This is a genomic window from Micromonospora sp. NBC_01392 (assembly GCF_045040125.1).
Taxonomy (GTDB): domain Bacteria; phylum Actinomycetota; class Actinomycetes; order Mycobacteriales; family Micromonosporaceae; genus Micromonospora.
In genome coordinates, this window is the sequence record NZ_CP109549.1 from 3,350,486 (window position 1) to 3,370,499 (window position 20,014).

18 protein-coding genes are annotated in these 20,014 nt (G+C 75.2%); 11 read left to right on the forward strand and 7 right to left on the reverse strand.

Annotation, left to right across the window (positions count from 1 at the left end; translation table 11 throughout):
* Positions 1–4: 4 nt before the first annotated feature.
* The gene (locus tag OG767_RS14980) at positions 5–841 is read right to left on the reverse strand and encodes a hypothetical protein (RefSeq protein ID WP_405093962.1); all 837 of its coding nucleotides are present in this window, start codon (positions 839–841) and stop codon (positions 5–7) included.
* A 353-nt stretch (positions 842–1,194) separates the two neighbouring features.
* Here OG767_RS14980 and OG767_RS14985 point away from each other — a divergent pair, with 353 nt between their 5' ends.
* Positions 1,195–2,145: an endonuclease/exonuclease/phosphatase family protein gene (locus tag OG767_RS14985; RefSeq protein WP_405093963.1), complete on the forward strand. Its 951-nt coding sequence runs from the start codon at positions 1,195–1,197 to the stop codon at positions 2,143–2,145.
* A 9-nt stretch (positions 2,146–2,154) separates the two neighbouring features.
* On the opposite strand, the gene OG767_RS14990 is transcribed toward OG767_RS14985, so the two are convergent.
* Together OG767_RS14990 and OG767_RS14995 are read right to left on the reverse strand one after the other, a co-directional pair.
* Positions 2,155–2,583, reverse strand: a complete 429-nt coding sequence (locus OG767_RS14990; RefSeq protein ID WP_107155495.1) for an OsmC family protein — start codon at positions 2,581–2,583, stop codon at positions 2,155–2,157.
* A 64-nt stretch (positions 2,584–2,647) separates the two neighbouring features.
* Positions 2,648–3,595: a serine/threonine-protein kinase gene (locus tag OG767_RS14995; RefSeq protein WP_405093964.1), complete on the reverse strand. Its 948-nt coding sequence runs from the start codon at positions 3,593–3,595 to the stop codon at positions 2,648–2,650.
* Positions 3,596–3,730: 135 nt separating this feature from the next.
* Between OG767_RS14995 and OG767_RS15000 the strand changes: the two genes are divergently transcribed.
* Positions 3,731–3,955: a hypothetical protein gene (locus OG767_RS15000; RefSeq protein WP_405093965.1), complete on the forward strand. Its 225-nt coding sequence runs from the start codon at positions 3,731–3,733 to the stop codon at positions 3,953–3,955.
* A 35-nt stretch (positions 3,956–3,990) separates the two neighbouring features.
* On the opposite strand, the gene OG767_RS15005 is transcribed toward OG767_RS15000, so the two are convergent.
* Positions 3,991–4,788, reverse strand: coding sequence for an alpha/beta fold hydrolase (locus tag OG767_RS15005; RefSeq protein WP_405093966.1), 798 nt, complete (start codon positions 4,786–4,788; stop codon positions 3,991–3,993).
* Complete coding sequence (locus OG767_RS15010) at positions 4,785–5,678, reverse strand: SDR family oxidoreductase (protein WP_405093967.1); 894 nt, start codon at positions 5,676–5,678, stop codon at positions 4,785–4,787. The genes OG767_RS15005 and OG767_RS15010 overlap by 4 nt, the downstream gene beginning before the upstream one ends.
* A 123-nt stretch (positions 5,679–5,801) precedes the next feature.
* Between OG767_RS15010 and OG767_RS15015 the strand changes: the two genes are divergently transcribed.
* The 5 genes from OG767_RS15015 to OG767_RS15035 all read left to right on the forward strand — a co-directional run bounded on the left by OG767_RS15015 (position 5,802) and on the right by OG767_RS15035 (position 12,476).
* Positions 5,802–6,548, forward strand: coding sequence for a response regulator transcription factor (locus tag OG767_RS15015; RefSeq protein ID WP_405094221.1), 747 nt, complete (start codon positions 5,802–5,804; stop codon positions 6,546–6,548).
* Entirely contained in the window at positions 6,526–8,019 is a 1,494-nt protein-coding gene (locus OG767_RS15020) for a sensor histidine kinase (RefSeq protein ID WP_405093968.1), read from the forward strand. Before OG767_RS15015 ends, OG767_RS15020 begins: the two co-directional genes overlap by 23 nt.
* Positions 8,020–8,064: 45 nt before the next feature.
* Entirely contained in the window at positions 8,065–10,419 is a 2,355-nt protein-coding gene (locus tag OG767_RS15025) for an ArnT family glycosyltransferase (protein ID WP_405093969.1), read from the forward strand.
* Positions 10,420–10,422: 3 nt separating this feature from the next.
* A complete protein-coding gene (locus OG767_RS15030; protein WP_405093970.1) occupies positions 10,423–11,646 on the forward strand; it encodes a glycosyltransferase in 1,224 nt (407 codons plus the stop codon).
* 92 nt (positions 11,647–11,738) lie between these two features.
* Positions 11,739–12,476, forward strand: coding sequence for a helix-turn-helix domain-containing protein (locus tag OG767_RS15035; RefSeq protein ID WP_405093971.1), 738 nt, complete (start codon positions 11,739–11,741; stop codon positions 12,474–12,476).
* 121 nt (positions 12,477–12,597) lie between these two features.
* Here the strand turns inward: OG767_RS15035 and OG767_RS15040 are convergent, their stop codons facing one another.
* Positions 12,598–12,996, reverse strand: coding sequence for a VOC family protein (locus OG767_RS15040; protein ID WP_405093972.1), 399 nt, complete (start codon positions 12,994–12,996; stop codon positions 12,598–12,600).
* Between the two features lie 180 nt (positions 12,997–13,176).
* Here OG767_RS15040 and OG767_RS15045 point away from each other — a divergent pair, with 180 nt between their 5' ends.
* The 4 genes from OG767_RS15045 (at position 13,177) to OG767_RS15060 (ending at position 18,217) form a co-directional block, all read left to right on the forward strand.
* Positions 13,177–13,326 carry a hypothetical protein gene (locus OG767_RS15045; protein WP_343441732.1) on the forward strand — a complete coding sequence of 50 codons (150 nt, stop codon included), beginning with the start codon at positions 13,177–13,179 and terminating at the stop codon, positions 13,324–13,326.
* A gap of 4 nt (positions 13,327–13,330) precedes the next feature.
* A complete protein-coding gene (locus OG767_RS15050) occupies positions 13,331–14,746 on the forward strand; it encodes a class I SAM-dependent methyltransferase (protein ID WP_405093973.1) in 1,416 nt (471 codons plus the stop codon).
* Positions 14,739–16,781 (forward strand): sulfatase-like hydrolase/transferase, encoded by a 2,043-nt coding sequence (locus OG767_RS15055; protein ID WP_405093974.1) that lies wholly within the window; start codon positions 14,739–14,741, stop codon positions 16,779–16,781. The genes OG767_RS15050 and OG767_RS15055 overlap by 8 nt, the downstream gene beginning before the upstream one ends.
* A gap of 152 nt (positions 16,782–16,933) precedes the next feature.
* Positions 16,934–18,217 (forward strand): citrate synthase, encoded by a 1,284-nt coding sequence (locus OG767_RS15060; protein WP_405093975.1) that lies wholly within the window; start codon positions 16,934–16,936, stop codon positions 18,215–18,217.
* Between the two features lie 178 nt (positions 18,218–18,395).
* Here the strand turns inward: OG767_RS15060 and OG767_RS15065 are convergent, their stop codons facing one another.
* Entirely contained in the window at positions 18,396–19,793 is a 1,398-nt protein-coding gene (locus OG767_RS15065) for a glycosyltransferase family 4 protein (protein ID WP_405093976.1), read from the reverse strand.
* Positions 19,794–20,014 lie beyond the last annotated feature (221 nt).

Here is a 20,014-nt window from a genome sequence, read left to right on the forward strand (position 1 = left end):
GGCCTCAGGACAGCGCCGCCACCACCGCGGTGGCCCGCTTCTCGTGCTTCGCGTACGCGTCGGGGAACGCGGAGATCTGCACCGCCTGGGCCGCGCCGGTGACGCTCATGTCCGCCCAGCCCGGCACGTCGGCCAGCGCGGCGTAGAACGCCCGGGCCGCGTACGCCGGTCGCATGAGTTCGGCGACCGTGCCCCACCCGCTGCTCGGGCGCTGCTGGAACAGCCCGACCGAGTCGTGGTCGGAGCCGCTGCCCTGGTGCGGCTGGTCGAACGACTCGGGCAGCACGTCGCTGGCCAGGTTGTACAGGTCGCTCTCCTGCATGGCGGTGGCCACCGCCACCACCATCGCCCGGCGCGGCAGGCGCATGTCCCGGCCGACGTCGACGATGGCCTTCGCGTTGTCCATCTGCCGCTGGTCCAGGCCGGCGACGGGACGCGGGTGCTTCGGGCGGACCACCTTCCGCGGTGGCTGCTTCCGGGCCGGCGTCGGGCTCGGCGTGGCGACCGGGACGGGCGACGCCGGGACGACGGCGGGCGGCGCCACCCGGGTGAAGTCGCGGGAGGCGCGCTGCTCGACGGCGACCCGGTCGGCGAGCGCCTCGCGTACCTCCACGGTCGGCGGGGCGGCCTCGCCGACGCCGGCCACGCCGATCAGGCCGAGGCAGCAGGTGACGCCGGTGGCCACCGCGATCCGGCCGGGGACGGAGCGGGCCGCGCCGCGCCGGGGCGGCTCCGGGGCGCGGTGCCGTCCCACTCGCCGTTCGGCCGATGCCGGGTCGATCGTTCGGCCAACCGGGCGGTTCGCGGGCGATGACTGGGGGGCGCGGTGGTCGGGATGCACCCGCCGAGGCTAGGCAGCTTCTCGGCGCTTGCCATCGGGGTGGTTGGTGGCATGCGCCACAGTTTGCCGGAATCCGCTGCGGCATAACCGTCAGTGGATCACCAAACTGTCGAACCTCTGGTCTCCGTCAAGTCGGTCGTGACGGATTCGACGTGACGATCCGGACGCGTGACGGTCAGCGCGTCGCGGCGTGGCGACCTCCTCCGATCGGGGGAGGAGCCGCCGGTCGCCCGGCCACGTGATCGACTCCGACCCGCCGAGGCCGGCCGTCTGCACCCGCCACCGTCCCGGGGCCGGTGCGGGTACCGGAATCCGGCGCACCGGTCGCCCGGGCGCTCGATACGATTCCGACGGTGACGGAGCAGATGGTCGACGACCGGGCCGCCGGTGAGCCCGCCGGCCGGCGGGGACGGCGGGGCCTGATCATCGTTTCCTGCGCCGTGCTGCTCACCGTGCTCCTGGTCGGGCACCGGGCGGTGCCCAACGTGCACGGCCTGGGCAGCCTGGTGGACAGCGCCACCCCGCTGCTCGGTCTCGGCGTACCCCTGCTCGGGCTCGCGGCGCTGCTGCGCCGCTCCCGCCGCGCGCTGCTCGCCGTGCTGGTGCCGGCGCTGGTCTGGGCCGGGCTCTTCGGCCGGGCCTGGCTGCCCCCGGCGGCCGGCGCCGACGGGACCGCGGTGCGGGTGGCCAGCCAGAACCTGCGGGCCGGCAACCCCGACCCGGCCGCCACCGTCGGCGCGCTGGCCGCCGACGCCCCGGACCTGATCGGGTTGCAGGAGGTCGCCGACGGGGAGCGGATCGCGCCCGTGCTGGCCGGCCGCTACCCGCACCGGACGGCCGTCTCCACCGTGGCGCTGTGGAGCCGCTGGCCGATCCGCGAGACGCACGGCGTGGACACCGGCCTGGGCTGGGACCGCGCGCTGCGCGCCGTGGTGGCCGCCCCGCAGGGCGACCTGACCGTGTACGTCGTCCACCTCGGCTCCGCCCGCGCCGGCCACACCACCACCCGCGACGAGACGGTGGCGGCGCTGGCCCGTGCCGTCCGTGCCGACCCGGCCGATCGACTGGTGGTGCTCGGCGACCTGAACACGGCCACCACCGACCGGGTCTTCGACCCGCTGACCCGACTGCTCGGCGACGCGCAGGCCGAGGCCGGCCAGGGCTTCGGCTTCACCTGGCCGGCGGAGGTGCCGGTGACCCGCCCGGACCACGTGCTCTACCGGGGGCTCACCCCGACCGCCGCCGGCGTGGTGCACACGCCGGACACCGACCACCGTGCGGTGACCGCCGGCTTCCGATGGTGAGCCGGGCGCTCAGTGGCGGCCGTTCTCGGCCGGGGTGACCGTGAGCCGGTGCCGGCTCGGGTCACCGCTGGAGAACGGCCAGAGCCGGTCGGCGTACGCGACCAACTCGGCCAACTGGTCCCGGCTGAGCCCGGCCGAGGAGATCTCGGCGTGCACGTCGGCCCGGTAGCGGCCGTCGTCGTCGCGACCCAGCTTCGCCTCGGCGGTCACCTGCACGGTGTGCGCCTCGTCGGTGATCTCGCCGGCCGCCTCCACCGCGGCGTGGTGCAGGCAGGAGGCGAACGCGGCGGCCAACAACTGCTCCGGCGTCAGGCCGGAGCAGTGCGGCGCCAGCGGGGACGCCAGGGCGGAGGACAGACCGCCGTCGTCGGTGCGTACGTGACCGCCCGCCGCGGTCGCCGTGGCCGTCTCGGCCAGCCAGGAACTCGGATCCGGCATCGCGTTCCTCCCGTCACTCACCGGCCCGCGTTCCCGGCCGCCGACGAGCGAAACCGCAGTACGCTCAGCGGATCCGTCCGCTCGTGGCGGCGTCCAGGGCCATCGCCTCGGTCGCCTCGGCGGCGGCCCGCCCGGTCCACGGCGAGGTCTCGCCGATCCGCTGCCGGGGCAGTACCACGGTCATCGGCACGTAGATGCGGGCGTCGACCGCCTCGGCCAGCAGCAGCGCGGCCATCGGGCTGGTCGGCCGCGCGGCGGGGTCGGAGTCGAGGCAACGCTCGCACAGCTCGGCCACCTCGGCCGGCAGCCCGGGCACCTCCGGCAGCGGCCGGGGCGGCAGGCGGCGACGCGCGCCGAGCAGCTGGATGGTGCTGGCGGCGTCGTACGGCAGCCGGCCGCTCAGGCAGTAGTAGAGCAGCACGCCGAGCGCGTACATGTCGGCGGCCGGGGTGGCCGGCTGCCGGTCGAGCTGCTCCGGGGCGAGGTACGCCGGGGTGCCCACCACGACCCCCTCCGGGGTGTGGTCGGGGGCGCCGGCCGGGGTGGCGATGCCGAAGTCGAGCACCTTCACGCCGGACGGGGTGAGGATCACGTTCGCCGGCTTCACGTCCCGGTGCACGATGCCGTGCCCGTGCGCGGCGGCCAGCGCGGCGCACACCTCGGCGCAGACCCGCACCGCGATACGCCAGTCCAGCGGGCCGGCGCGCAGGTGCGCGGCGAGCGTCTCGCCCTCGGCCAGCTCCATCACGATGTAGGGCACCGGCCGGCCGTCCGGCAGCGTGGCGGTGCCGAAGTCGTGCACGCTGGCCACGTTCGGGTGGACCAGTCGCGCCGCCGAGCGGGCCTCGGCCTGGATCCGTTCCACCGAGCCGGCGTCGCCGTCCAGCCCCGGCGAGATCAGCTTGATCGCGACGGTCCGGTCCAGCACCCGGTCGTGTGCCCGCCACACCTCCGACATGCCGCCCACGGCCGCGCGCTGTTCGAGCTCGTACCGCCCGCCCAGCGTCCTCATCGACCACTCCCTGTTCTCGTCCGGTCCCCCCGGACCCGCTACCCGGGCTCCGAGCTGTGCAAACCGCCGGGAGCGGCCCGGTCGGCGGGGTAGCTTCGCGAGCGGGAGTGTCGACGTCGGAACGGAGAGTGAGCGGTGGCGCTGGTGCGCGTACGGTTCGTCGGCGGTCCGGCCGACGACGTGGCCCGGGACCTGCCGGCGGATCCGGACGGCGCGCCGCCGCGCCGGTGGATCCTGCGCCTCCCCGAGCAGTCGCCCACCGACGTGGCGGACCATCTCTACGAGCGGGGTGACCGGGCCGGCCCGGAGGGCTGGACGATGCGCTACGTGCGCACCGACCCGTTCGGCGCCACCGAGTGAGGCGGCGACGTGCCGGAGGTGGCGGCGCGGACGGTTCAGCCCGGCCGGACGCCGGTGGTGGCGAGGATGACCGAGGCGACCAGCTCCGGGTCGTCGTGCATCGGCACGTGCCCGCAGCCGGGCAGGTCCAGGTGCCGGGCGGTGGGCAGTCGGGTGCGGGCCAGCGCCGCCTGTCGGTAGGGCAGGATCCGGTCCCGGGTGCCCCACGCCACCGTCACCGGGACGGCGGGTGTGCCGGCGAACGCGTACCCCCGGCCGGCCCGGGCGACGGCGCGGAACGCGCGGGCCCGGCGCAGCGCGCGGGCGTCCGCGAGCGCCACGTCCGGCGTCAACCGGTCCGGCCGGGCCAGGATCATGCCCATCGCCAGGGCCCGCAGCGCCGGCGCGGCGAACAGGTGACGCAGCACCGGCTCGGGCAGCCGGGCCGCGCTGCGGTGCAGGCTGAGCACGGTGAGCGCCCAGCGCAGCTCGCGTGCGGTGCAGAAGCCGGCCGGCGACAGCGCGGTGGCCGAGGCGACCGCGCCGGTGGCGGCCAGCTCCAGCGCGATCGCCCCACCGAGGCTGTTGCCGGCCACGTGCGGCCGGTCCAGCCCGAGCGCGGCGAAGAGTTCCACCATGCCGGCCACCAGCCCGGGCATGTCGGCGGGCAGGCCGGCGGCGGGCACCGGGGAGCGGCCGAAGCCGGGCAGGTCGACGGCGATCACGTCGTGCGTCCCGGCGAGCCGGTCCAGCACCGGCAGCCAGGCGCCGCCGTGGTGGCCGATGCCGTGCAGCAGCACCAGCGCCGGCCCGGCGCCGCGCCGCTCGAAGGCCACCTCCACCGGGGCGGTCACGGCCGGACCTGCGGCGTGCTCACCCCGAAACCCCGGCCGAGCGCCCGGGCCTGCTCCTCGATCAACGGCACGGTGACCCGGGCGGTGCGCCCCACCAGGCGGTCGGCCAGCGGGCTGACCAGCAGCGACCGCACCGCCTGCACCGCGCCGACCGCCCGCGGCACGTAGACGCGGCGGCTGCGGCGCTCGATCGCCCGGACGAACGCCTCGGCGCACTCGGCCACCGTGGTGGTGCGCCGCATCGGCCAGGGCAGTTTCGCCAGTGCGGTGTCGAACGCCGGCAGGTCGGCCCGCGCCTCCCGGACCAGGTCGGTGTCCACCCAGGACGGATGGGCGGTGCCCACGGCCACCCCGCGGTGCGCCAACTCCAGCCGGATCGCGGTGCCGAAGTGTTCGACGCCGGCCTTCGAGGCGCAGTAGGCGGCCATGCCCGGCAGCGCGGCGAACGCCGCCGCCGACGATACGATCAGCAGGTAGCCGCCGCGGTCGATCAGCGCCGGCACCGTCGCCGCCGCCGTCCGCATCACGCCCACCAGGTTGACCTGGACGGTGTGCACCAGCGCCTCGACGTCGCCGACGGCGATGGTGCCCCGGTTCGCCACCCCGGCGTTGGCCACCACCGCGTCGATCCCGCCGAGCGCGGCGACCGTCCCGTCGACCGCCCGGGCGAGGGCGGCCTGGTCGGTGACGTCGGCGGTGAACCAGGCGTGCCCGGGGCCCAGCTCGGCGGCGAGCGCGGCGAGCCGGTCGGGTTCCAGCCCGACCAGCGAGAGCCGTGCGCCCCGGGCCGCGGCGAGCCGGGCGGTGTGCGCGCCGATGCCCCGGGCCGCCCCGGTCACCAGCACCACCCGGCCGGCCAACCGGCCGGTGGGACCACCGTCGATGGACATGCCGGCAAGTTACCACCGGGTAGCCCGCCGGGGAAGCCTCGATCGACCCACCGGGAGCCCCGCACAGCTGGTACACAGGAACGGGACAGCGCCGGTACAGTCGGCGCGCCCACGATGGGGAGCATGGTCATGAACGGGCAGGCCGCGCAGGGCCGGATCGAGCTGCGCCGACCGGACGGCGAGCCGGTGCGCGTGCTGGTGGTGGACGACGAGCCGACGCTCACCGACCTGCTCTCGATGGCCCTGCGCTACGAGGGCTGGCAGGTCACCACCGCCGGCAACGGGTTGTCGGCGATCAGCGCGGCCCGCCAGTTCCGGCCGGACGCCGTGGTGCTCGACGTGATGCTGCCCGACCTGGACGGCTTCCAGGTGCTGCGTCGCCTGCGCGAGCAGTCGCCGAGCGTGCCGGTGCTGTTCCTGACCGCCCGGGACGCGGTGGAGGAGCGCGTCGCCGGGCTCACCGTCGGCGGCGACGACTACGTCACCAAGCCGTTCAGCCTGGAGGAGGTGATCGCCCGGTTGCGCGCCCTGCTGCGCCGCTCCGGGTTCGCGGTCGCCGCCCGGGAGGAGGCGGTGCTGACCGTCGGTGACCTCAGCCTCGACGAGGACAGCCACGAGGTGCGCCGCGGCGACGCCCTGATCACGCTCACCGCCACCGAGTTCGAGCTGCTGCGCTACCTGATGCGCAACCCGCGCCGGGTGCTCAGCAAGGCGCAGATCCTCGACCGGGTCTGGAACTACGACTTCGGCGGCCAGGCCAACGTGGTCGAGCTGTACATCTCGTACCTGCGCAAGAAGATCGACGCGGGTCGCGCGCCCATGATCCATACGCTGCGCGGCGCGGGCTATGTCCTCAAGCCCGCGGAGTGACCACGGCGGGCGGCTGCGTCGCCGGCTGGCCGGCTGGTCGCTGCGCCGCCGCCTGGTGCTCTCCGTGGTGGCGCTGCTGGCGCTGGTCAGCGTCGGTATCGGCGGCCTGACCACGGTCGCGCTGCGACACTTCCTGGTCGGGCGGATCGACGACCAGCTCACCGGCGGCGAGTCCCGCCGGCACGTGCGGCAGCCCTCGCCGTTCGAGCTGCCGCAGGAGCGACCGAACGCCTTCCGTCCGGGGTTCCCGCCCGGCTACCCGGCCGAGTCCGTGGCGGCGCGGGTCGTCGACGGGAAGGTCGACCTGGCGTTCCGGCAGGCGGCCACGCAGCCGGCCGCGGTGCCGGTGGGGGAGGTGGCGCCCCTGGCTCGGCTCCGCCCCGACGACGCGCCGCGCACGGTCGCGCTCGCCGGGCGCGGTGACTACCGGGCGGTGGCCCGGCAGATGCCCGACGGCGACGTCCTCGTCTTCGCCATCCCGCTGTCCGAGGTCGACGAGACGGTCATGTGGATGGTCGTCGCCCAGGCCGGGGTGATCGGCGCCGGCCTGGTCATCGCCGGCGGCCTCGGCGCGCTGATCGTCCGGGGCACGTTGCGGCCGCTGAACCGGGTCGCGGCCACCGCGGCCCGGGTCGCCGAGCTGCCGCTGGACCGGGGCGAGGTGGCGCTGTCGGTCCGGGTGCCGGCCGCCGACACCGACCCGCGCACCGAGGTCGGGCAGGTCGGGGGCGCGCTCAACCGGATGCTCGGCCACGTCGCCGCAGCGCTCGCCGCCCGGCAGGCCAGCGAGACCCGGGTACGCCAGTTCGTCGCCGACGCCAGCCACGAGCTGCGGACGCCGCTGGCCGCCATCCGGGGGTACGCGGAGGTGGCCCGGCGCGGGCGGCAGGAGGTGCCACCGGACGTGGCGCACGCGTTGCGCCGGGTCGAGTCGGAGAGCACCCGGATGACCAGCCTCGTGGACGATCTGCTGCTGCTCGCCCGGCTGGACTCCGGCCGACCGCTGGCCGCCGAGCCGGTCGACCTGACCGCCATGGCGGTCAACGCGGTCAGCGACGCGCACGTGGCCGGCCCGGAGCACCACTGGCAGCTCGACCTGCCGGACGAGCCGCTCACCGTCACCGGCGACGGCCACCGCCTGCACCAGGTGCTGACGAACCTGCTCGCCAACGCGCGGGTGCACACCCCGGCCGGCACCACCGTCACCACCCGGCTGTCCCCCGCCCCGGACGGCGTGGAGCTGCGGGTCACCGACGACGGGCCGGGCGTCCCGGCCGAGCTGCAACCGGAGGTGTTCGAACGGTTCGCCCGCGGCGACAGCTCCCGCTCCCGCGCGCACGGCAGCACCGGCCTGGGGCTGGCCATCGTCGCCGCCGTGGTGGAGGCTCACCACGGCCGGGTCGAGGTGGCCAGCCGCCCCGGCCACACCGCGTTCACCGTCTGGCTGCCGGGATCCACAGCGGACGCATAGGTCGTTCACGGGGGTGGGTCAGCGGGCCCTTCGAGGCTTGCCGGCATGGACAGAACCGAGAGCCTGCTGACCGCGCCGACGGGTGGACCGTCCGCGACCGGGCCGGCCCCCACCCCCGTACCGGAGTCGGCCCCCACCGCGGCGGACCCGCCCGGCCACGACCCGCGCTGGGCGCGTCCGGCCCTGTTCGGCCTGCTGGTCGCCACCGGCCTGCTCTACCTGTGGGGACTGGGCGCCTCCGGCTGGGGCAACGCGTTCTACTCGGCCGCCGCGCAGGCCGGCTCGGAGAGCTGGCAGGCGTTCTTCTACGGCTCCTCGGACGCGGCCAACTCGATCACTGTGGACAAGACGCCGGCCTCACTCTGGCTGATGGCGCTGTCGGTACGCGTCTTCGGGTTGAGCAGCTGGTCGATCCTGGTGCCGCAGGCGCTGCTCGGCGTCGCCTCGGTCGCCGTGCTGTACGCGACCGTCCGCCGCTGGTACGGCCCGACGGCCGGCCTGCTCGCCGGCGCGGTGCTGGGGCTCACGCCGGTGGCCACGTTGATGTACCGGTTCAACAACCCCGACGCGTTGCTGGTGTTCCTGCTGCTGGCCGCCGCGTACGCCACGGTCCGGGCGGTGGAGACCGCGAGCACCCGGTGGATCGCGCTGGCCGGCGTGCTGGTCGGCCTCGGCTTCCTCACCAAGATGCTCCAGGCGTTCCTGGTGATCCCGGTGTTCGCCGTCGTCTACCTGCTGGCCGCGCCGACCGGACTCGGCCGACGGATCCGGCAACTGCTGCTGGCCGGGCTGGCGGTGCTGGTCTCCGCCGGCTGGTGGGTGGCGGTCGTGGAGCTGGTGCCGGCGAGCGCCCGCCCGTACATCGGCGGCTCGCAGCACGACAGCATCCTGGAGCTGACGCTCGGGTACAACGGCCTGGGCCGGATCACCGGCGACGAGGTGGGCAGCGTCGGTGGGGGCGGCCGGCCGGGCGGTGGGGGCGGCGGACCGTTCTCCGGCCAGACGGGTCTGCTGCGGATGTTCGACACCGAGGTCGGCGGGCAGATCTCCTGGCTGCTGCCGGCCGCGCTGATCCTGCTGGTGGCCGGCCTGTGGCTGGCCGGGCGGGCGGCGCGTACCGACCGGCGGCGGGCCGGCCTGCTGCTCTGGGGCGGCTGGCTGCTGGTCACCGGGTTGATCTTCAGCTTCATGTCCGGCATCTTCCACGCCTACTACACGGTCGCGCTGGCGCCCGCCGTCGGCGCCCTGGTCGGCATCGGGGTCACCCAGCTCTGGCGGGCCCGCACGGCGCTCACCCGGTCCGCTGCCGGCCACGCCCCGGCCGGGCGCGTCCCGGCCTGGGCCCGCTGGCGCGGATACGCCGCCACGCTGGTGCTGGCCGGCGCGTTGGCGGTCACCGCGTGGTGGTCCTGGCGCCTGCTCGGCCGCAGCCCCGACTGGCAGCCCTGGCTGCGCCCGGCCGTGCTGGCCACCGGCCTGACCGCCGCCGTCCTCCTGGCACTCCTCGACCTCCCGGTGATCAAGGACTTCCGGCCGGCCAGGGCGCCGCGCGATGACGCGAACTCCTTGGTCACCTCGGGCCGGGCGGGCCGGTGGTGGACGCGCGGGGTGGTGACCGGGGTGGCGGCGCTGGGGATGGCGGCGGGAGTGGCCGGGCCGGCCGCGTACGCGGTGCAGACCGCGGCGACCCCGCACACCGGTTCGATCCCGAGCGCGGGCCCTGACGTGGTGGGTGGCTTCGGGCCGGGCGGCCGGGGCGGCTTCCCCGGCGGGCGGATGCCGGGCGGCGGGGAGTTTCCCGGCGGCGCGTTCCCCGGCTTCCCGGGCGGCGGGAACGGTCAGTTCCCGGGCTTCCCGGGCGGCCAGAACGGCGCGTTCCCGGGTTTCCCCGACGGCGGCCAGGCACCCGGCACTCCCGGCGGTCCGAACGGCGGGACCGGGCCGAACGGCGGGACCGGGCCGAACGGCGGGACCGGTCCGGACGGCGGCGCGGGTCAGCGCGGCGGGCGCGGGCAACGCGGTGGCGGCATGGGCGGACTGCTCGACGCGCGCGAGCCGAGCGCCGAGATGACGGCGCTGCTCAAGGCCGACGCCGAGGACTACACCTGGGTCGCGGCCACGATCGGCTCGAACAACGCCTCCGGCTACCAACTCGCCACCGGCGAGCCGGTGATGCCGATCGGCGGCTTCAACGGCAGCGACCCGTCGCCGACGCTCGCCGAGTTCCAGCGGTACGTGGCCGACGGCCGGATCCACTGGTTCCTCGGCGGCGGCGGGTTCCGGGCCAACGGCGGCAGCAGCGCGTCGACCGAGATCGCCGCCTGGGTCGCCGAGCACTTCACCGCGACCACCGTCGACGGGGTGACCGTGTATGACCTGAGCAGCGGAAAGCAGGGCTGATCCATGATCCTCATGCCGGAGCCCCGGGCCGCCGTGCAGGCCCGGCCCACCGCCGAGGGCGCGGTGCTGGACGTGGTGGTCCCGGTCTACAACGAGGAGGTCGACCTCGGCCCCTGCGTCCGGCGGCTGCACGCGTACCTGACCGCCCAGTTCCCGTACCCGTTCCGGATCACGGTGGCCGACAACGCCAGCTCCGACGGCACCCTGGCGGTGGCCGAGGCGCTCGCCGCCGAGCTGCCCGAGGTCGGTGTGCTGCACCTGGCGGAGAAGGGCCGGGGCCGGGCGCTGCGGGCCGCCTGGTCGGTGTCGCCGGCGCCGGTGCTGGCGTACCTGGACGTGGACCTCTCGACCGACCTGGCCGCGCTGCTGCCGCTCGTCGCGCCGCTGCTGTCCGGCCACTCCGATCTGGCCATCGGCACCCGGCTGGCCCGCACCAGCCGGGTGGTCCGGGGTGCCAAGCGGGAGGTGATCTCCCGCGGCTACAACCTGCTGCTGCGCGGCACGCTGGCGGTGCGTTTCTCCGACGCGCAGTGCGGGTTCAAGGCGATCCGCGCCGACGTGGCAGCCGAGCTGCTGCCGCTGGTCCAGGACACCGGCTGGTTCTTCGACACCGAGCTGCTGGTGCTGGCCCAGCGGGCCGGGCTGCGGATCCACGAGGTGCCGGTGGACTGGGTGGACGACCCGGACAGCCGGGTCGACATCGTCGCCACCGCCCTGGCCGACCTGCGCGGCATCGGGCGGCTGGTCCGGGCGCTGGTCACCGGCGCGTTGCCGCTGGCCCGGCTGCGCGCCCAGCTCGGCCGGGCGCCGCTGCCGGCGCCCCCGGCCCAGGTGCCGGTCGGGCTGCCCGGCCAGCTCGTCCGCTTCGCCGCGGTGGGGGTGGCCAGCACGCTCGCGTACCTGGTGCTCTTCCTGCTGGCCCGCGGCCCGCTCGGCGCGCAACCGGCGAACCTGCTGGCGCTGCTGCTGACCGCGGTGGCGAACACGGCGGCCAACCGCCGGCTCACGTTCGGCGTCACCGGCCGCCGCCACGCCGGCCGGCACCACCTCCAGGGGCTGCTCGCGTTCGCGCTCGGCCTGGCCCTGACCAGCGGCTCGCTGGCCGTCCTGCACGCCGTCACGGTCCCGCCGCGCGCCGTCGAGCTGGCCGTCCTGGTGGCGGCCAACCTGGCCGCCACCGCGCTGCGCTTCCTGCTGCTCCGCCTGGCGCTGCACCACCGCCCCTGACCCGCACCTCGTCGATCATGAGGTTGGCGGCGCGACACGCCGCGGCGCCGGCCGCCAACCTCATGATCGACGGTGGGTGGCAGGGTGGACGGATGTACCGGGAACGGGCGGCGGTGGGGATTCCGGCGGCGGTGCGGTGGGTGAGCGTCTCGTCCGTCGCCGGGCCGGTCCGCGTGCTGCCGGACGGGTGCCTGGACCTGCTCTGGTCCAGTCGGGCCGGGCTGCTGGTGGCCGGGCCGGACCGGGTGGCCCAGGTGTCGTGGTCGGCGCCGGGGGAGCGGTGGATCGGGCTGCGCCTGCCGCCGGGCGTCGGCCCAGCCGTGTTCGGGGTGCCCGCCGAGGAGGTGCGGGACCGCCGCGTCCCGCTCGCCGACCTGTGGGGCCGCGCCGCCGTGGAGCCGGCCGAACGGATCCGGGCGGCCATCGACCCGGGCGGTGCGCGATGCGCCGCCGACTGGTCGGACGCCGGCGCCACGATCCTGGAGGAGGTGGCGCGGGCGCGGCTGCGGGCCGGCGGTGGGCCCGACCCGCTCGGCGCGCACGTGGCCGCCCGGCTGGCCGCCGGGGCCACGGTCGCGGCGACCGCCGCCGAGGTCGGCCTCGGCGCGCGGGCGCTGCACCGGCGCAGCCGGGCCCTCTTCGGGTACGGCCCGAAGACGCTGGCCCGCATCCTGCGCATGCGCCGCGCGCTGGAGCTGGCCCGGCGCGGCGTGCCGCTCGCCGAGGTCGCCGCGCGATCCGGGTACGCCGACCAGGCCCACCTCACCCGCGACGTGCGCGAGCTGACCGGAGTCCCACCGACCCGGCTGCTCACCTCGCCTCCCGACTGAGCGGCGGTTCCGGACCGTGCTGCTCGCCTCGCCTCCCGACTGAGCGGCGGTTCCGGAGCGCGCCGACGCGTGGCCCGACCGGGTCGCCGCACCGTCGTCCGGCGACGGCGGGCGCGTGCGGTCAGGCGGTCGGCAGCGGCGCGAACAGGTCCACACCGTTGCCGTCCGGATCGTGCAGGACCGCGTACCGCTGGCCCCAGACCGCGTCCCACGGCGGCAGTTCCCCGTGGTGGCCGGCGGCGGTCAGCTCGGCGTACCAGCGGTCCACCTCGGCCGGGTCGGCGCAGCGGAAGGCCAGGCTCATCCGCGGGCTGCCGGCGGGCGGCGTGAAGCCGGGATGGAAGCCGCGGATGGTTTCGACGGTGTCCCAGGCCAGCCGTACCCCGGTGGGAAGGGTGACCTCGACGTGCGGTTCCGTCTCGGCGTCGGCCGGGATCGGCAGCCCCAGCCGGCGGTAGAAGTCGAGGGTGCGGGCCATGTCGGTGACGACGGTCCCGACGAGATCGAACTGCGGTGTCATGCCACCACGGTAGGCGGCCCCGGGCCGGCCCGTCTTGAACGGATCGGACGGGGGAGGAGTGCCCGGTGTGGCCGCGCGTGTCCGGACAGGCGCGTACCGTAGGGGACAAGCCCGGCGTTGAGGAGTAAAGCTCGCGTTCCGGGCGGTGCTCCGATGACCGGCGAGGGAAGGAAAGCAGCCGTGACGCACCTGGCCTACCTGGACGCGGGATCCGGCAGTCTCATCGTGCAGGCGGTGGTCGGCGGGGTGGCCGGAGTGGCCGTGGCCGCCAAGCTCTACTGGCGGCGCCTGGTGACCCGGTTCCGTCGCCAGCCCACCGACCAGGGCTGACGGCATGACGGTTCCCGACACCGGCGTCCGTGTCGAACCCGGCTCCTTCCGCGACCCCGGCAACCAGGTCTTCCACCGGGCCGGGGAGGTGCTGCGCGGCCTCGACGAGCGGTCCGCCCGGGACTGGCGGGCGCTGTCCGCCAGCGACCTCTTCCGCGACCTCACCGCCGCCGGCCACCTGGTCGGCACCGAGGAACTCGTCCCGACCCCGGTCGACGTGCCCTGGGCCGCGGTGCTGCGGCACGACCGCATCCCGTTCGTCTCCCACCCCTACGAGTGGTCGTACGCGATGCTGCGCGACGCGGCGTTGCTGCACCTGGACGTGCTGCGCGCCGCGCTGGAGGCCGGCTTCACCACCAAGGACGGGTCGGCCTACAACGTGCAGTGGCGCGCCGCCCGGCCGGTGTTCATCGACGTCGGCTCGTTCGAGGCGCTGCGCGACGGCGAACCCTGGGCCGGCTACCGGCAGTTCTGCCAGACGCTGCTCTACCCGCTGCTCATCCAGGCCCACCTCGGGCTGGACTTCCAGCCGTTCCTGCGGGCCCGGATCGACGGCGTCGAGCCGGACCAGATGCGCCGCCTGTTCGCCGGCACCCGCCGCTGGCGGGCCGGGGTGCCCACCCACGTGCACCTGCACGGCGCGATGCAGGCCCGCCACGCGGACGCCAGCAGCAGCGACGTCCGCGCCCAGCTCCGAGCCGCCGGGTTCTCCCGCGAGCTGGCCCTGGCCACCGTACGCGGGCTGACCCGGCTGGTCCGCCGGCTCGACCACCGGCCCGGCGACAGCCACTGGGCGGACTACCAGCGCACCTGCGCGTACTCGGTGCCGGACCGGCAGGCCAAGGAGGACTTCGTCGACCGGGTGGTGGCCGCCACCGCCCCGCACTCGGCGTTGGACCTGGGCGCCAACGACGGCCGGTACGCCCGCATCGCGGCCCGACACGCCGCGTACGTGGTCGCCGTCGAGCAGGACCCGGGCGTGGTCGACGCGCTCTACCGCGCGCTGCGCGACGAGGGCGAGGGGCGGATCCTGCCGCTGGTGATGGACCTGGCCGATCCGTCGCCGGGCGGCGGCTGGCGCGGCGTCGAGCGGGCCGCGTTCGTCGACCGGGCGCGCGCCGACCTGGTGCTCGCCCTGGCCCTGGTGCACCACCTGGCGATCGGCCGAAACGTGCCGCTGCCCGACGTGCTCGACCAGCTCGCCGCGCTCACCGAGCCCGGCGGCAGCCTGGTGGTGGAGTTCGTCCACCCGGACGACCCGATGGCCCGCCGGCTGCTGGCCAACAAACCGGACGGCCTCTTCCCCGACTACCGGCGGGACGCGTTCGAGGCGCTGCTGGCCCGGCGCGGGCGGGTGGTGGCGCGCGCCGAGCTGCCCTCCGGCACCCGCACGCTCTACCAGGTGGTGGTGGGTGGCTGAGGGCACCCTCGCCCCACCACGGGACCGTCCGGCCGGCACCGGCGCGCCCCGGCGGCGGGGCCCGTGGCGGGCCGAGGCGGCGCGACTGGCCGAGGTGTCGGCGCTGGTCGGCCTCGTGGTCACCCAGCCGCTGTTGGACGTGCTCGGTCGCAGCCCCGACTTCTTCCTGTTCCACCGCGCCTCCCGGGCCGACGTGCTGCTCCTGGTCGCGCTGATCACGCTGGCGCCCACGCTGCCGTTCGCGGCGCTCGGCGCACTGGCGCTGCTCGGCGGCCGGGTCACCCGGGCGGCGGTGCACACCGTGCTGGTCGGGCTGCTGCTCGCCGCGCTCGCGGTCCAGGTGGGCCGCCACCTGACGCCACTTCGGGGCGTACCGCTGCTGGTGGTGGCCGGCGGGGCCGGTGCGCTCGCGGCGGTCGCGCACCGGCGGTGGCGGGCGCTGCGCCGGGTGCTGCGGGTGACCGCGGCCGGCCCGGTGGTCTTCGTCGGACTGTTCCTGTTCGCGTCGCCGGCCTCGGCGGTGGTGCTGCCCCGCGGCGACGGCGGCGCCGCCGGCACGGCCGGCGCGGGCAGCCACCCGCCGGTGGTCATGATCGTGCTGGACGAGCTGCCGCTGGTGTCGCTGCTCGGCCCGGACGGGGGGATCGACGCCGCCCGCTACCCGAACTTCGCCGCGCTGGCCGCCGGCTCGACGTGGTACCGCAACGCCACCGGCGTCAGCGGCTGGACGCCCTACGCGCTGCCGGCCATGCTCACCGGCCGCTACCCGGACCGGGCCGTGGCACCGCACTACTCGCAGTATCCGGACAACCTGTTCACCGCGCTCGGCGGCCTCTACCAGATCAAGGCCGAGGAGAGCATCACCCGGCTCTGCCCGCCCAGCCGCTGCGAGCAGCCGGCCAACCCGCAGCAGGGGATCGGCGTGCTGACCCGGGAGAGCGGCAAGCTGCTGCGCCAGCTCACCGCGCCGGTGGACAGCCGGGTCGACCCGGAGGACTCGTACCGGGAGCAGACCGCGGCCGAGGCCGGGCTGGACGCCGCCGAACCGGTGCCCGACGACCCGAAGTTCCGCTGGGACACGCTCGACGACAACCAGCCGGCCCGGTTCACCTCGTTCCTCGCCGGGCTGCGCCCCGCCGACCGCCCCACGCTGCACTTCCTGCACCTGCTGATGCCGCACTCACCGTGGGCGTACCTGCAGTCCGGGGCGCACTACGACGCGCCGGAGGACCTGCCCAACGACGGCGTCGGCTGGGTGGACGTGGCCCGCGCCCGGCACCTGGCCCAGCTCGGCTACACCGACCGGCTGATCGGCGAGACGCTGCGCACGCTGCGCGCCACCGGCCTCTACGACCAGGCGCTGGTGCTGGTCACCGCGGACCACGGGGTGAGCTTCCGCCGGGACTGGCAGGGCCGGGGGATGGACGCCATCACCCACGCCGCGAACGAGGTGGCCTGGGTGCCGATGTTCGTCAAGGAGCCCGGCCAGCGGGCCGGCCGGGTCGACGACCGCAACTGGGAACACGTCGACCTGCTGCCCACCATCGCCGACGAGACCCACGTCCGGGTGCCCTGGCGGATGGACGGCGTCCCGGCGAGGGCCGCCCCCCGCGCGCGGGCCGACAAGCGCTTCTACGACCGGCCCGGCCAGCCGGTGACGATCACCGGCGGGGTGCCCGCACCGGTGCCGTTGCCGGCCGTCGACCCGCTGGTCGGCACGCGGCTCTCCGGCGCGCCTTCCGGCGGCACGGCCACGGTCGCGAACCGGGCCGCGTTCGCCGCGGTCGACCCGGCGCGGGGGCTGCCGGCGTTGGTCTGGGGCAGCGTGCCCGACACCGTGCCGGACGGCACCCGGCTCGCGGTGGCGGTCAACGGCACGGTCGGCGCCGTGGTGCCGGTGGTGCCCCGGGACGCCGGCGGCCGGCGGTTCGCCGCGTTCCTCCCCGACGACCGGATCTTCGCTGCCGGCGCCAACCGGCTCGACCTGTACCGCCTCGACGCCGGCGGGACGCCGCGGCGGCTCGACCTGTCCTGACCGGCCCCGCGGCCGGTTTCCGCCCCGGCAAGTCGGGAATCAGTGACGCATACCTCACCTGCGAAACCATGCCGAGCGTTGTCCCCCATACCGTGATTACGGTAGAAGCGAAGGCAATTCAACGAAGATCTTGCCGGCGAAGCGAGGAACAGATGACGGAAGTCAAGCTCGACCACCCCGGTGGGCAGCTGTCGATGCCGGTGCAGTCCGCGGTCGAGGGCCCCGCCGGGATCGGGGTGAGCAAGCTGCTCAAGGAAACCGGGATGACCACGTACGACCCCGGTTTCGTCAACACCGCGTCCTGTTCGTCCGCGATCACCTACATCGACGGTGACGCGGGCATCCTGCGGTACCGCGGCTACCCGATCGACCAGCTGGCCGAGAAGTCCTCCTTCCTGGAGGTCTCCTACCTGCTGATCTACGGCGAGCTGCCGTCCCAGACGGAGCTCACCGAGTTCAGCGAGCGGATCCGGCGGCACTCGCTGCTGCACGAGGAGATGCGTCGTTTCTTCGACGGTTTCCCCCGCGACGCGCACCCGATGGCGGTGCTCTCCTCGGCCGTCAGCGCCATCTCCACCTTCTACCAGGACAGCCTGGACCCGTTCGACTCCGAGCACGTCGAGATGTCCATGGTGCGGCTGATGGCGAAGGTCCCCACCATCGCCTCGTACGCCTACAAGAAGTCGATCGGCCAGCCGCTGCTGTACCCGGACAACTCGCTCGGCTACGTCGAGAACTTCCTCCGGATGACGTTCGGCGTGCCGGCCGAGCAGTACGAGGTCGACCCGATCGTCGCCCGCGTGCTGGACATGCTGTTCGTCCTGCACGCCGACCACGAGCAGAACTGCTCCACCTCGACCGTACGGCTGGTCGGCTCCAGCAACGCCAACCTGTTCGCCTCCGTCTCGGCCGGCGTGAACGCGCTGTTCGGCCCGCTGCACGGCGGCGCCAACCAGGCCGTGCTGGAGATGCTCCAGAAGATCCAGGCCGACGGCGGCGACGTCCGCACCTTCGTGCAGAAGGTGAAGGACAAGCAGGACGGCGTGAAGCTGATGGGCTTCGGCCACCGGGTCTACAAGAACTACGACCCGCGGGCCGCGATCGTGAAGAAGGCCGCCCAGGACGTGCTCGGCCGGATGGCCAAGCCGGACCCGCTGCTGGACCTCGCGATGCAGCTGGAGGAGATCGCGCTCGCCGACGACTTCTTCGTCTCCCGGCGGCTCTACCCGAACGTGGACTTCTACACCGGCCTGATCTACAAGGCCATGGGCTTCCCGACGAAGATGTTCACGGTGCTGTTCGCGCTCGGCCGGCTGCCCGGCTGGATCGCCCAGTGGCGCGAGATGATCAACGACCCGGAGACCAAGATCGGTCGCCCGCGACAGATCTACACCGGCGCCCCGGAGCGCGACTACGTCCCCGCCGCCAACCGCTGACGCGTAAGGAGGGGCCCCCTGTTAACGCCTCAGGCATAGATGGGGCCCCTTCTCACACGACGGCCGACGCGAAGGCCGCCGACCCGATCGGGTCGGCGGCCTTTTCCGTGCTCCGGGGCGCGGGGTGGTGAGAAGGGGCCCCATCTATACCGCAGGCGTTAACCGGGGGCCCCTCCTTTCACCGCAGGCCGGCGGCCGTCAGGAGGTTGCCGGCGGGGAGAGGGGGGAGGGTGCGGCCGGCGGCCATCCGCTGCTCGGTACGGGCGGCGGTGAACGCCGGGTCGCCGGCGATCGCGGCGGCGTACGCGGCGGCCGTGCGGGACGCGATCGCGGCCCAGCCGTACCGCTCGTGCACCATGGCGCGGGCCCGGCGGGCCAGCGCGCGGGCCCGGTCGGTGTCGGAGAGCAGCGCGTGCACCGCCTCGGCCAGCCCGTCCGGATCCTGCGGGGCGAACGTCATCCCGGTGACGCCCGGCTCGACGATCTCGGCCAGCCCACCGGTACGCGACACCGCCAGCGGCGCGCCCGCGGCGGCGCCCTCCAGCGCGACCATGCCGAACGGCTCGTAGATGCTGGGCACCGCGAAGCAGTCCGAGGCGGCCATCACCGCGGGCAGGTCGGTGCCGCCGAGGAACCCGGGCATGCTGACCGTGTCGCCCAGCCCGAGCCGGTGCACCTCGGACTCCAGCTCCGCCTTGTACGGCCCGTCGCCGACGATCACCGCGCGCAGCCCGGGGTGCCGGTCCCGCAGCCGGGGCAGCCCGGCCAGCAGGTGCTGCACGCCCTTCTCGTAGACCAGCCGACCGGCGAACGTGACAAGCGGCCCGTCGGCGGCGAAGCGGGTCCGGGCGGCGGCGACCGCCGAGGCGGGCACCCGCCAGCGGTGCGGCTCGACGCCGTTGGGCACCACGTCGACCCGGGCCGCGTCCACGCCGAACAGCGCGCCGACCTCGTCGCGCATGTAGCCGGAGCAGACGATCACCCGGCCGGACTCGCTGGCCAGCCAGTGCTCGACGCCGTGGATGGTGCGGTTCATCTCCGCGGGCAGCCAGCCCTGGTGCCGGCCCGCCTCGGTGGCGTGGATGGTGGTCACCAGCGGCACGTCCAGGTGCTCACGCAGCGTCATGGCGGTGTGCGCGACCAGCCAGTCGTGGGCGTGGATCACGTCGTACGCGCCGGACTCGGCGGCGCGCAGCGCGGCCCGGGTGAGCGTGTGGTTGAACGCCATGGTCCAGGCCAGCAGCGACCCGGTGGCGAGCGGGAACGTGACCGGGTCCTCGGCGGCGCGGACGACGCGCACGCCGTCGGCGTACTCCTCCAGTGGCGCGCCCTCGGCGTGCCGGGTGACCACGGTGACCTCGTGCCCGGCGGCGGCCAGGGCGACGGAGAGCGCGTGCACGTGGCGGCCGAGGCCGCCGACGAGCACCGGTGGGTACTCCCACGACAGCATCAGGATGCGCCGCTTCCGGGACGCGGCGCCGGACTGCGGCGGCACGGTCGGGCGGGAGGTGAGGGTGGGCCGGTGGAGCCGGTCCGTCGCGGTGGCGGTAGGCGCGCCGACCCGCAGAGTGGTCACGTGTCGTTCTCCGTCCATGCAGGGTGGGACACGCCGGCATCGGTGGCGGCGGTGGGGCGGTGGTGGGGAATGGCCGAGCGGCCGGGTGGACACGCGCGGACGCGCGTCCGCGGTCCAGGAAAGTCCATTCGGCGCGAACCCGCACCTCGAAACGGTCGATCGTGACGGACGACACCAGAACCTTTCGGTTACCGTCCGAACGGGTGGATTGGCGGCGGGCA